This window comes from Rhizobacter sp. P5_C2 (assembly GCF_054049715.1).
Genome location: NZ_JBFULV010000004.1, coordinates 91,892 through 104,550, shown reverse-complemented (window position 1 = coordinate 104,550; position 12,659 = coordinate 91,892). Strand labels below are relative to the sequence as shown.

Genomic DNA, 12,659 nt, shown 5'->3' with positions numbered 1-12,659 from the left:
AATTGCAAGGGTCTTGTCACTGAGTGACATCTGCCTTCGCAACACCTTTCAACAGCCGGATTCGCGATTTGTTTTCTGCTGCACAAACCTCCCTCGACATGAGTGAAGAAGTGCATTCAGATAAACCCGTAGAGTGTAGCACGGCCTCCTCCCCTCCCCATGCCTCTTGACCTCACCGCTGCCGTCAGCGACATCCAGCAGCGTCGCTCGACCGCCGTCGACGCCCTCGCGCGCAGCCAGGCCGCCGCCGACCTCCCCGTCAACCGGCACACCTTCATCCGACGCTTCGCCGGCACGCAGGCCGTCGCGGCCGGCATCGACGCGCAGGCCGCGGCCGGCCTGCCGCTGCCGCCGCTCGCGGGCCTGGCCGTCAGCATCAAGGACCTGTTCGACGTGGCGGGCCATCCGACAACCGGCGGCTCGCGCGCCCTCGCCGACGCGCAGCCTGCCAAGCGCGACTGCAGCGCCGTGTCGCGCCTGCGAGCCGCCGGCGCCGCGCTGGTCGGCCACACGAACCTGACCGAGTTCGCGTTCTCCGGCGTCGGCATCAACCCGCACCACGGCACGCCGCTGAATGCAGCCACCGCCGTGCTCGATACACCGCCGCGCATTCCCGGCGGCTCGACCTCGGGCGGCGCGACCTCGGTCGCGAGCGGCGCCGCCTGGGCCGCGCTCGGCTCCGACACCGGCGGCTCGATCCGCATCCCGGCGGCGCTGCAAGGCCTGGTCGGCTTCAAGAACACCGCGCGCCTGACGCCGCTCGACGGCGCGATCCCGCTGTCGACCTCGCTCGACACCGCGAGCGCGATCACCCGCTCGGTGCGCGATGCGGTGCTGCTGCATGAAATCCTGTCCGCGCGCCGCGTCGTGCTGGCGCACCGGCCGGTCGCCGCGTTGACGCTGGCCGTGCCCGGCGGCGCCTTCCTCGAAGGCCTCGACACCGCCGTCGCCTCGGCCTTCGAGCGCAGCCTCGCGACGCTGCGCCGCGCCGGTGCCCGCCTGCAGGAGATCGCGCTGCCCGAGGTCGACGAGCTGGCCGCGATCAACGCCGCCGGCGGCCTGCCCGCCGCCGAGAGCTGGGCCTGGCACCGCTCGCTGCTGACCGCACGCGAAGCCGACTACGACCCGCGCGTCGCGCTGCGCATCCGCCGTGGCGAGCGCATGAGCGCCGCCGACTACATCGCCGTGCTCAATGCCCGCGCCGACTGGATCGCCCGCATGACACCGCGGCTCGCACCGTTCGACGCGCTGCTGAGCCCCACCGTGCCGATGCTCGCGCCGCTGGTGGCCGATCTGCACAGCGACGACGCCTTCTTCTCGACCAATGCGCGCCTGCTGCGCAACCCGTCGGTCGTCAACATGCTCGACGGCTGCGCGCTGTCGCTGCCCTGCCAGCGTGCCGGCGAGCTGCCGGTCGGCCTGATGGTGTGGAGCAGCGCGCTGCGCGACGACACCGTGCTCGACGCCTCGCTCGCGATCGAGCGCGCGCTGTCCGACGCGGAGGCCGCCTGATGCGCGTCGCCGTGATCGGCGCCGGCATCGTCGGCGTCACGTCCGCCTATGAACTGGCCGTCGACGGCCATGACGTGACGGTGTTCGAACGCCGCGGCAGCGTGGCCGCCGAAACCAGCTTCGCGAATGCCGGCGTGATCGCCCCCGGCTACGTGACGCCGTGGGCCGCGCCGGGCATGCCGGGCAAGGTGCTGCGCCATCTCTTCAGCAAGCATTCGCCGGTGCGCGTGAACCCGACGCTCGACCTGGCAACGCTCGGCTGGATCTGGCGCTGGTGGCGCGCCAGCAGCCTGCACAGCTTTCGTGCCAACCGCACGCGCATGCAGCGGCTCGCGCTGTTCAGCCGCGACCGCCTGCACAAGCTGACGGCCACGCTGCAGCTCGAGTACGAGCGCACCGACGGCTACCTGGTGCTGTGGCGCAGCGCGCGCGACGCCGCCCATGCGCAGGCCGGCATCGCGATGCTGCACGACCTGGGCATCCGTTTCGAGACGCTCGATGCCGCGCAATGCCGCCGTGTCGAACCCGGCCTGAACCCCGACACGCCGCTGCACGGCGGCCTGTACCTGCCGAACGACGAGGTCGGCAACTGCCGCCAGTTCGCCGGGCTGATGCGTGCCGAGGCGCAGCGCCTGGGCGCGCGCTTCAACTTCCATTCCACCGTCAGCCGCATCGAGCCCGGACTGCGGCCGCAACTCACGCACCTGCAGCTGTCGGCCGACGAATCGACGCTCGCGACGCCGAGCAGCGACAGCGGCCGCCGCAGCACGCCGCCGGCGATCGCCGAATCGCAGACGCTGACCTTCGACGCGATCGTCGTGTGCGCCGCGATGGGCGCGCCGGAGCTGCTGTCGCCGCACGGCCTGCGCCTGCCGCTCGCGCCGGTCTACGGCTACTCGGTGACCGCGCCGCTGCGCCACCACGAGGCGCATCCCGACGTCGGCCCCCGCTCGGCACTGATGGACGAGCGCTACAAGGTCGCCGTCAGCCGCATGGGTGCCCGCGTGCGGGTGGCCGGCAGCGCCGAGCTGGGCGGCTCGCCGCAGGCGATGAACAAGGGCTCGCTCGACACCTTGTACAAGGTGCTGAACGACTGGTTCCCGGGGGCGGCGCGCATGAGCCAGGCGCAGCGCTGGAAAGGCGCGCGGCCGATGCTGCCGGACGGACCGCCGGTGCTGGGCGCAAGCGGGCTGGCCGGCATCTGGCTGAACCTCGGCCACGGCTCCAGCGGCTGGGCGCTCGCCTGCGGCTCGGCGCGCGTGCTGGCCGACCAGGTCGCGCAGCGCGCACCGGCGATCGACGTCGACGGCCTCGGCATCGAGCGCTTGCGGCGCTGACCGATCGCGATGCTGCAGCGGATCCACGCCACCCCCGCGCCGTGGCCGCTGCACGGGCTGGCGCGCACGCGGGAGATCGAGGGCGCGGCACTGCAGTCGCTGCCGCCCTTCACGCTGATGCAGCGCGCCGGCGATGCGGTGGCGCGCCTCGCCCGGGCGCTGGCGCCGCACACGCGGCGCGCGTGGGTGGCGGCCGGCCCCGGCAACAACGGCGGTGACGGCCTGGTCGCCGCCATCGCGCTGCGCCGGGCCGGCATCGAGACCTTCGTGACGCTGGCGGGCGATGCCGCGCAGTGGCGCGGCGATGCGAAGCAGGCCCATGCGCTGGCGCTCGCCGAAGACCTGCACTGGGTCGACCAGGCGCCCGCCGGCTTCGGCCGTGCTGGCGACCTCGCGCTCGACGCGCTGCTCGGCATCGGCGCGAGCCGCGCGCCCGAGGGCCGGCTCGCGGCGTTGATCGACGCGCTGAACGCCCTCGCCTGTCCGGTGCTCGCGATCGACGTGCCGTCGGGCCTGGCCGCGGACACCGGCCAGCCGCACGGCGACGCGTGCGTGACGGCGACGCACACGCTGTCGCTGCTGACGCTGAAGCCCGGGCTGTTCACCGGTCAGGGGCGTGACCACTGTGGCGAGGCCTGGCTCGACGATCTCGATGTCGACCCGGGGCTGGCCGACGCCTGGCTCAGCGCGCCGCCCTCACCCGCCGGATGGCAGCGCGCGCACGCGCAGCACAAGGGCAGCTTCGGCGACCTGGTCGTGATCGGCGGCGCGCCCGGCATGGCGGGCGCCGCCTTGCTGGCCGCGCGCGCCGGGCATGCCGYCGGCGCCGGCCGCACCTACCTGAGTTTTCTCGACGACACCGGCCCGGCGCTCGATGGCGAGCATCCGGAACTGATGATCCGCCGCGCGCTGTGGCAGGACGACCTGCTGCGCGAGGCCACCGTGGTCTGCGGCTGTGGCGGCGGCGATGCGGTGCGTGCCGTGCTGCCGCGGGTGATCAGCCTGGCCGGTCGGTTGGTGCTCGACGCCGATGCGCTGAACGCGGTCGCGGCCGACACCAGCTTGCGGCAACTGCTGATCGCGCGCGGCCGCGGCGGCCGGCCGACCGTGCTGACACCGCATCCGCTGGAAGCCGCGCGGCTGCTCGGCAGCAACACCGCGAGCGTGCAAGCCGATCGCCTGCGCGCCGCGCAGACATTGGCCGATGACCTGACAGCCATCGTGTTGCTGAAGGGATCCGGCAGCGTGATCGCCGCATCGGCTTGCGTGCCGCTGATCAATCCGACCGGCAACGCCGCGCTGGCCACCGCCGGCACCGGCGACGTCCTCGCCGGCTGGATCGGCGGACGCTGGTCGACTGCGCATTCATCGTCGACGGACGGCGCCCGATGGGCGGCGAGCGCAGCCGCGTGGCAGCACGGCCTCGCGGCCGATCTGTCGCCGACGACGCCGTTGCGGGCGTCGGACCTGATCGCCGCGCTGCATGCGCAACTGCGGCGCGGCTGACTTAAATCCTCAGCGCCGGCGAGCCGTCTTCGCCGCCGTCTTGCCGCCGCCCTTGCGCGCCGCCGACTTGGCCGCCCGCACCGGATGCGGCGCCCTGCTCTTGGCCGCCTTGGTCCCGGCCTTGGCCACGCGGTCCGCGCCCTTCACCGATGCCAGCTCGGCCGCCGCGCCGCCGGTCTTGTCGACCACCTTGCGCGGACGTGCGGGAATGCCGTCGTCCGTGCCTTCGTGCACCATGCGGAAGTCGATCTTGCGGCCGTCGAGGTCGACGCGGCTGACCTGCACCCGCACGCGCGCGCCGACGGTGTAGCGCACACCGGAGCGCTCGCCGCGCAGTTCCTGGCGCGCCTCGTCGAACTTGAAGTACTCGCCGCCCAGTTCGGTGATGTGGATCAGGCCTTCGACGTACAGGCCGTCGAGCGTGACGAACAGCCCGAAGCTCGTGACGGCCGTGACGGTTCCGCCGTATTCCTCGCCGAGGTGCTCGCGCATGAAGCGGCACTTGAGCCAGGCTTCGACATCGCGCGAGGCCTCGTCGGCGCGGCGTTCGTTCGCGCTGCAATGCGTGCCCGCGGCCTCCCAGGTCTCTTCCTCGGTGTGTGCGCCGCGCTTCGCCTTGGATGCTGGCTCGAGCGCGCCGGTCACGATGCTGTAGCGCTTGCCGTGCAGCAGCGCCTTGATCACGCGGTGCACCAGCAGGTCGGGGTAGCGGCGGATCGGGCTCGTGAAGTGCGTGTAGGCCTCGTACGCGAGGCCGAAGTGGCCGCTGTTGATTGGCGTGTAGATCGCCTGCTGCATCGAGCGCAGCAGCATCGTGTGGATCTGCATCGCATCCGGCCGATCCTTGGTGGCCGCGGCGATCGCCTGGAACTCGCCCGGCTTCGGGTCGTCGCTGACGCTCAGGCCCAGGCCGAGCGCCTTCAGGTAGTTCTGCAGCAGCGTCTTCTTCTCGGGCGTCGGGCCCTCGTGCACGCGGTACAGCGACGGGTGCTTGTGCTGCGCGATGAAATCGGCCGAGCAGACGTTGGCGGCGAGCATCGCCTCTTCGATCAGCTTGTGCGCCTCGGTGCGCGTGCGCGGCACGATCTTCTCGATGCGGCCGTTGTCGTCGCAGACGATCTGCGTCTCGGTGGTCTCGAAGTCGACCGCGCCGCGCTTGGCGCGCTCTTTCAGCAGCGCGCGGTACACCTCGTGCAGGTGCAGCAGGTGCGGCACCAGATCCTTGCGGCGCGCCGCCTCGGGGCCGCGCGTGTTGCCGAGGATCGCGGCGACCTCGTTGTAGGTGAAGCGCGCCTGCGAGCAGATCACCGCCGGGAAGAACTGGTAGGCGTGGATCTCGCCGCCGGCCGTGATCAGCATGTCGCACACCATCGCGAGGCGGTCCTCGTTCGGGTTCAGCGAGCACAGGCCGTTCGACAGCTTCTCGGGCAGCATCGGGATCACGCGCCGCGGGAAGTAGACCGAGGTGGCACGCTCGTAGGCGTCCTCGTCGATCGGCTCGTTCGGCTTCACGTAGTGGCTGACGTCGGCGATCGCGACGACCAGGCGCCAACCGTCGAAGGCGGCCTTGCCGCGGCCGAGCTTGACCGGCTCGCAGTACACCGCGTCATCGAAGTCGCGCGCGTCCTCGCCGTCGATCGTGACCAGCGCCACGTCGGTGAGGTCGATGCGGTCCTTGCGGTCGACCGCGCGGATCTTGTCGGGCAGGCCCGCGGCCTGCGCCAGCGTCTCGGGCGAGAAGCGGTGCGGCACCTCGTACTTGCGCACCGCGATCTCGATTTCCATGCCGGGGTCGTCGATCTCGCCGAGCACCTCGGTGACGCGGCCCATCGGCTGCGAGTACAGCGACGGCGGCTCGGTCAGCTCGATCGCGACCACCTGCCCCGCGGTCGCGTTCGCGATCGCGTTCTTCGGGACCATGATGTCCTGGCCGTAGCGCTTGTCTTCGGGGGCGACCAGCCAGATGCCGCTCTCGTGCAGCAGCCGGCCGATGATCGGCGCCTTCTTGCGCTCGATGATCTCGAGCACGCGGCCCTCGGGCCGGCCCTTGCGGTCGTAGCGGATCACGCGCGCCTTCACGCGGTCGCGGTGCAGCACCGCGCGCATTTCCTGCGGCGAGAGGTAGAGATCGGGCTGTCGGTCGTCGCGGACCAGGAATCCGTGACCGTCGCGGTGCCCTTGCACCGTGCCCTCGACTTCGCTCATCAGTTCGTTGCTGACCGGCGTTGCATTGGAGAAGTTGTTGTTTTTGATGATATAGTCCAAGACTTCCTGAAATGCCCAGGTGGCGGAATTGGTAGACGCACTAGTTTCAGGTACTAGCGGGTAACTCCGTGGAGGTTCGAGTCCTCTCCTGGGCACCAAGAATAATCAATAAATGCGGGAATTTTGAGAAGGCCAGCACCAACGTGTTGGCCTTTTGCTTTTGTGAGAGCGATTGTTGCCTGCAACTGAAGAGAGCGTAAATGCTCATGCTATAGTCGCAGGCTTCCTGAGATGCCCAGGTGGCGGAATTGGTAGACGCACTAGTTTCAGGTACTAGCGGGTAACTCCGTGGAGGTTCGAGTCCTCTCCTGGGCACCACGATCGAAAGATCGGTTTCGAAGGAACAAGCAAAGCCAGCACATCGTGCTGGCTTTTTGCTTTGTGCGATCGACTCGATGGATCTCGTCAAATCGCAAACTTCTTGGCGAGGCCGTCGGGACGGAGTTCGTCGTACTCCTCGAACGGCTGGTGGATCCACGGGCTCGTCGGCAGCAGCTCGACGTAGTAGTCCGGCGTGTAGCTCGACACGCCCTTGGTCCAGATCACCGCCGAGCGCAACTCGGCGATCGCCGGCATGCCGCGCAGCCGGTCGACCACCGCGCGCAGCGTGATGCCCGAATCCGCCAGGTCATCGACCAGCAGCACGCGCCCGGCCAGCTCGCCCTTCGGCAGGGTGATGTACTTCGCCATGTCGAGCCGGCCCTGGATGGTGCCGGCCTCGGCCCGGTACGAGCTCGTCGACATGATGCCCAGCGGCTTGTCGAACACGCGCGACAGCACGTCGCCCGGTCGCATGCCGCCGCGCGCCAGGCACAGGATCTGGTCGAACTCCCAGCCCGAGGCATGCACCTTGAGCGCGAGGCGCTCGATCAGCATGTGGTACTCGTCCCAGGACACGTAAAGGTGTTTGCCGTCGTCGGTCAGCATGTTCAAAGGCTCCAGGCGTCAGGCTTGATAAGGGTGGCGCAGCAGGATCGTGTGCTCGCGGTCGGGGCCGGTCGACACCATGTCGATCGGGCGCCCGATGAACTCCTGCACCCGCTCGAGGTAGCGCCGCGCGTTCAGCGGCAGCGCATCCCATTGCGTGATGCCGGCGGTGCGCTCGGTCCAGCCCGGGAAGGTGTCGTAGATCGGTTGGCAGGCTTCGATGTCGTCGGCATCCAGCGGCAGGATGTCGATGCGCTTGCCACCGAGTTCGTAGCCGACGCAGACCTTGATCTCCGGCAGGCCATCGAGCACGTCGAGCTTGGTGATGCACAGGCCCGAGATGCCGTTGATGATCATCGAACGCTTCAGCAGCGCGGCATCGAGCCAGCCACAGCGGCGCGGGCGGCCGGTGACGGTGCCGCGCTCCTGGCCGACGGTCGACAGGTGGTGGCCGACCGTGCCGGGCTCGTTCATGTCGAGCTCGGTCGGGAACGGCCCACTGCCCACGCGCGTGGTGTAGGCCTTCGTGATGCCGAGGATGTAGTGCAGCAGGTCCGGCCCGACGCCGGCGCCTGCCGCCGCATTGCCGGCGACGCAGTTGCTGGACGTGACGTACGGGTAGGTGCCATGGTCGATGTCGAGCAGCGTGCCCTGCGCGCCCTCGAACAGGATGTTGGCGCCCTCGCGGTGCTTCGTGAACAGCGTGTAGCCGACATCGGCCAGCATCGGCTTCAGCTGTTCGGCGACCTTCATCGCCAGGTCGAAGATCGGCTGGAACTCGAGCGGCTTCGACTTCAGGTAGCCGCCCAGCGCGAAGTTGTGCAGCTCCAGCAGATCGCGCAGCTTCTTCGCGAAGCGGTCGGGGTGCTTCAGGTCCTGCACGCGCAGCGCGCGGCGCGCCACCTTGTCCTCATAGGCCGGGCCGATCCCCTTGCCGGTGGTGCCGATCTTGCCAGCACCGCTGCTCTCGCGCAGCGCCTCGCGCGCCTTGTCGACCTCGACGTGGAACGGCAGGATCAGCGGGCAGGACTCGCTGATGAACAGGCGCGAGCGCACCTCGAGCCCGATCGCTTCGAGCCGCTCGATCTCGCCGAGCAAGTGCACCGGGTCGACCACCACGCCGTTGCCGATGTAGCAGGCCACGCCCTCGCGCATGATGCCCGACGGGATCAGCTGCAGCGCGGTCTTCACGCCCTTGATCACCAGCGTGTGGCCGGCGTTGTGGCCGCCCTGGAAGCGCACCACCGCCTGCGCGTGGTCGGTCAGCCAGTCCACCACCTTGCCCTTGCCTTCGTCGCCCCACTGGGTGCCGACCACGACCACGTTGTGGCCGCCGCGTGTCTGTTCCATGTCTGTCCTGTCCAATGTCTTGAATGGGGTGGGGCGGCAGGCGGCGTCAGAGCGCTCGCACCTGCCACTGGCCGGCCTGCGCGACCAGTTCGCGGTCGCAGTCGAATTCCTGGCCTTCGTGTTCATGCCCCGGCAGGATGCAGACGACCGACTCGCCCTGCTCCCTCAGCTGCCGGATCGCGGCGCGCAGCGCGGCATCCTCGCCCCAGGGCGCGCGGATCGCCGGGCGCATCGCCCGGGGCGGCGCGAGCAGCACCAGCTCCTTCAGGTCGATCAGGCTGAAGCCGACCGCCGGGCGGGTGCGGCCGAACACTGCACCGACCTCGTCGTAGCGGCCGCCTCGCGCCACCGCGTCGCTGGAGCCGGCGGCATACACCGCGAAGCGCGCGCCGCTGTAGTAGTCGTAGCCGCCCAGGTCGGCCAGGTCGAAGCCGATGCGCACGCCCGGGTGCGCCTGCTTCAGGTGCTGCGTGAGCCACTGCAGGTCGTCGAGCGCCGCGGTGAGCATCGGCAGCGCGGGCAACTGCGTGCGCGCCGCGGCCAGCACCTCGTCGCCGCCGTAGAGGCGCAGCAGGGCCAGCAGGCCGTTGCGCGACGGCTGCGGCAGCGTGGCCGTGAGCTCGGCCACGGCGGGCTGGTCCTTGGCGGCGAGTGCCGCATACAGCGCGGCGACCGCCACCGCCGGCAGCCCGCTGTCAGCCAGCAGCGCGCGCACGATGCGCGCGTCGCCCATGTCGAGCGTCAGCTGGCTCGCGCCGGCGCGCTGCAGCAGGTCGAGCGCGAGTTCCTGGATCTCGAGGTCGGCCTCGAGGCCGCGGTGCCCGTAGATCTCGGCACCGAACTGCAGCGGCTCACGCGTCACGTGCAGCCCGGCCGGGCGGGTGTGCAGCACCGGTCCGCAGTAGCACAGCCGGGCCACGCCCTGGCGGTTCAGCAGGTGGGCGTCGATGCGGGCGACCTGCGGCGTGGTGTCGGCGCGCACGCCGATCGTGCGGCCGCTGAGTTGGTCGATCAGCTTGAAGGTCTTCAGGTCGAGCTCGCGACCGGTGCCCGACAGCAGCGATTCGATGTGCTCCAGCAGCGGCGGCATCACCAGCTCGAAACCATAGCTGCGAGCCCCGTCGAGCAGGTCTCGGCGCAGATCCTCGATGCGCCGTGCCTGCGCAGGCAGGACGTCGGCGATGTGCTCGGGCAGGAGCCAAGCAGACGACATAAAAATCACCGGGGGATTTAAAAACAGGATTGTACGTGGGGCTACGTCAACCCAGGCAGAGGTAAAGCGCGATCAATCCGGCGAGCATGCTGCTCAGGCCGATGAATCGGATCTGGCCGTCAGACAGCCGGGTCGCCCGCTCGAACACGCGGCGCCATGCGCCGGGGCTCAGGAACGGCAACACACCTTCGAGCACGAGCATCAGCGCCAGCGCGGCCAGCAGGGTGTCCCACATGAGGCGCGGGGATCACTCGGCAGCGGCGGCAGAGGCAGCGTGCTTCTTGGTGCGGGCCGGCGATGCGGCCGACTCGCGGCCGGGGCCGCGCATCGCCTTGAAGAACTCGCCCGACGGATCGATCACCATCACATCGGACTTGCTGCGGAAGGTCGCGCGGTAGGCCTCGAGACTGCGGTAGAACTGGGCGAACTGCGGGTCGCGGCCGAACGACTCGGCATAGATCGCCGACGCCTTCGCATCGCCATCGCCCTGCACCTTCTGGGCATCGCGATAGGCCTCGGCGACGATCACTTCGCGCTGGCGGTCGGCATCGGCGCGGATCTTCTCGCCTTCGGCCGAGCCGGTCGAGCGCAGCTCGTTGGCCACGCGCTTGCGCTCCGATTCCATCCGGCTGTAGACCGAGCTGGTGACGTTGGCCGAGAAATCGACGCGCTTGATGCGCACGTCGATGATCTCGATGCCGAAGGCCTTCGCCTCGTCGGTCAGGCGCACCCGCACGCCCTGCATCACGCGGTCGCGGTCGGTCGCGAGCATCGCCTGCACCGTGCGCTTGGTCACCTCTTCATTGAAGGCAGCCTGCACGATCGGGCTCAGCCGGTTCTCGACATTGCGCATGTCGGTGCCGTTGTTGCGGATGAACTGCTTCGGATCGATCACGCGCCACTTGACCAGCCAGTCGATGACCAGGCTCTTCTTCTCGGCGGTGAAGATCGGGCGCGTCTCGGGGCTGTCGAGCGTCTGCACGCGGCGGTCGAGGAAGACGACGTTCTGCAGCGGCGGCGGCAGCTTGGCTTTCAGGCCCGGTTCGGAGATGACTTCCTTGATCTCGCCCAGTGCATAGATGACCGCGAACTGGCGCTGGTCGACGATGAACAGGACGGAGGACAGCAGCATCAGTGCCACCAGGGCACCGGCGACGAGCATGGCGAGTCGATTCATGGTGAGCTTTCTGCGGTTCTCTTCGCCGTCGGGTCAGCGGCCGTCGCGGTCGCGGCTGCGTTGGCCGTCGCGCGAGCGGATGTCCACGCTGCCGGTGGTGCTGCTGGGAGCTTCGGTCGGCGTCGTCGGCGCCACCGCGGCCGGCACGGCGCCGCCCACCTGCTGCATCAGCTTGTCGAGCGGCAGGTACAGCAGGTTGGAGTTGTCGCGCGTGTCGACCATCACCTTGCTGACGCTCGAATAGACCTGCCGCATCGTGTCGATGTACATGCGGTCGCGCGTGACGCCGGGCGCCTTCTGGTACTCGGTGAACACCTGGTTGAAGCGTTGCGCATCGCCGTCGGCCGTCGCGACGACGCGGGCCTTGTAGGCCTCGGCCTCCTCGCGCAACCGTGCGGCCGTGCCTTGCGCCTTCGGGATCACGTCGTTCGCATAGGCCTGCGCCTCGTTCTTCGCGCGTTCACGGTCGGCACCGGCGCGGAACGCGTCGTCGAACGCGGTCTGCACCTGCTCCGGCGCCTGCACGCTCTGCACGTTGACGTTGACGATCAGGATGCCGGTGCGCAGCCGGTCGAGCTGGGTCTGGATCAATTTGACGAGGTCGATCGCGATCGCGTCGCGCTGCTCGTACAGCACCGAGTCCATGTTCGCCTTGCCGACGATCTCGCGCACCGCCGATTCGGCCGCCTGCTCGACGACGATGTCATCGGGGTTGCGGTTCTCGTACAGGTACGAGCGCGCATCCTTCAGCCGGTATTGCACGCTGAAGCGGATGTCGATGATGTTCTCGTCCTGCGTCAGCATCGACGAGTCGCGCAGCCCGGTGGCCTGCACCACGTTGCTGCGGCCGATCTCCTTGGTGCGCAGCTGCGTGACCGGCACGGTCTCGTGCGCCTGGAACGGGTATGGGAAGCGCCAGGTGAAGCCGGCATCGACGGTGTGGCTGTACTTGCCGAACGAGGTGACGACCGCCTGCTGGCCTTCCTGCACGATGAAGAAGCCGCTGAAGGCCCAGATCAGCACGACGACGCCGGCGACCAGGCCGACGCCGATGCCGGCGCTGCGCATGTCGGGACCGCCGCCGTTGCCGCCACCACCACCGCCCGAACCGTTCGAACGCGAACCGCCCTTGCCGCCGAACAGGCCGCTCAGCTTGCGGTTGAAATCGCGCCACAGCTCGTCGAGGTCGGGCGGGCCGTCGCCGCGGCCGCCGCTGTTCAGCACCGGGGCCTGGACGCCGGAACGCACACCCTGCAAGCGTGCGAAGGCGGCGTTGCCCAGACCGGACAGCAAGGCCTTGACTGCCTGGGCCACGTCACGAACCTGCGAGGCGGGGCCGGCGGCAGGCAGAGGGGGGATGGGGCTCATGGTC

10 protein-coding genes and 2 tRNA genes are annotated in these 12,659 nt (G+C 69.5%); 5 read left to right on the top strand and 7 right to left on the bottom strand.

The genetic code is table 11. The annotated features are described in order from the left end of the window. The first annotated feature begins 159 nt into the window (after window positions 1-159). From ACXJLU_RS02480 to ACXJLU_RS02470, 3 genes are read left to right on the top strand one after another with little or no spacing between them, the layout of a single operon-like run. Window positions 160-1,512, top strand: coding sequence for an amidase (locus ACXJLU_RS02480; protein WP_457328910.1), 1,353 nt, complete (start codon window positions 160-162; stop codon window positions 1,510-1,512). Then, complete coding sequence (locus ACXJLU_RS02475; RefSeq protein WP_457328909.1) at window positions 1,512-2,849, top strand: FAD-dependent oxidoreductase; 1,338 nt, start codon at window positions 1,512-1,514, stop codon at window positions 2,847-2,849. Before ACXJLU_RS02480 ends, ACXJLU_RS02475 begins: the two co-directional genes overlap by 1 nt. Before the next feature lie 9 nt (window positions 2,850-2,858). Further along, window positions 2,859-4,355 carry an NAD(P)H-hydrate dehydratase gene (locus tag ACXJLU_RS02470; protein ID WP_457328908.1) on the top strand — a complete coding sequence of 499 codons (1,497 nt, stop codon included), beginning with the start codon at window positions 2,859-2,861 and terminating at the stop codon, window positions 4,353-4,355. A 9-nt stretch (window positions 4,356-4,364) separates the two neighbouring features. On the opposite strand, the gene rnr is transcribed toward ACXJLU_RS02470, so the two are convergent. Beyond that, window positions 4,365-6,608 (bottom strand): ribonuclease R, encoded by a 2,244-nt coding sequence (gene rnr / locus ACXJLU_RS02465; protein ID WP_457328929.1) that lies wholly within the window; start codon window positions 6,606-6,608, stop codon window positions 4,365-4,367. A 25-nt stretch (window positions 6,609-6,633) separates the two neighbouring features. Between rnr and ACXJLU_RS02460 the strand changes: the two genes are divergently transcribed. Beyond that, a tRNA-Leu gene (locus ACXJLU_RS02460) sits at window positions 6,634-6,718 on the top strand. Between the two features lie 135 nt (window positions 6,719-6,853). Then, a tRNA-Leu gene (locus ACXJLU_RS02455) sits at window positions 6,854-6,938 on the top strand. An 87-nt stretch (window positions 6,939-7,025) separates the two neighbouring features. On the opposite strand, the gene ACXJLU_RS02450 is transcribed toward ACXJLU_RS02455, so the two are convergent. The 6 genes from ACXJLU_RS02450 to hflK are packed head-to-tail and all read right to left on the bottom strand — an operon-like array spanning window position 7,026 to window position 12,655. Next, window positions 7,026-7,547 (bottom strand): phosphoribosyltransferase, encoded by a 522-nt coding sequence (locus ACXJLU_RS02450; protein ID WP_073464129.1) that lies wholly within the window; start codon window positions 7,545-7,547, stop codon window positions 7,026-7,028. An 18-nt stretch (window positions 7,548-7,565) separates the two neighbouring features. Then, window positions 7,566-8,897 (bottom strand): adenylosuccinate synthase, encoded by a 1,332-nt coding sequence (locus ACXJLU_RS02445; RefSeq protein WP_457328907.1) that lies wholly within the window; start codon window positions 8,895-8,897, stop codon window positions 7,566-7,568. A 46-nt stretch (window positions 8,898-8,943) separates the two neighbouring features. Next, window positions 8,944-10,110, bottom strand: a complete 1,167-nt coding sequence (locus ACXJLU_RS02440; protein WP_457328906.1) for an ATP phosphoribosyltransferase regulatory subunit — start codon at window positions 10,108-10,110, stop codon at window positions 8,944-8,946. A gap of 46 nt (window positions 10,111-10,156) precedes the next feature. Continuing rightward, window positions 10,157-10,345 (bottom strand): DUF2065 domain-containing protein, encoded by a 189-nt coding sequence (locus ACXJLU_RS02435; protein WP_457328905.1) that lies wholly within the window; start codon window positions 10,343-10,345, stop codon window positions 10,157-10,159. Window positions 10,346-10,357: 12 nt separating this feature from the next. Continuing rightward, the gene (gene hflC, locus ACXJLU_RS02430; protein WP_073464059.1) at window positions 10,358-11,287 is read right to left on the bottom strand and encodes a protease modulator HflC; all 930 of its coding nucleotides are present in this window, start codon (window positions 11,285-11,287) and stop codon (window positions 10,358-10,360) included. 33 nt (window positions 11,288-11,320) lie between these two features. Continuing rightward, on the bottom strand, window positions 11,321-12,655 hold the full coding sequence (gene hflK / locus ACXJLU_RS02425) for an FtsH protease activity modulator HflK (protein WP_457328904.1): 1,335 nt from the start codon (window positions 12,653-12,655) through the stop codon (window positions 11,321-11,323). Window positions 12,656-12,659 lie beyond the last annotated feature (4 nt).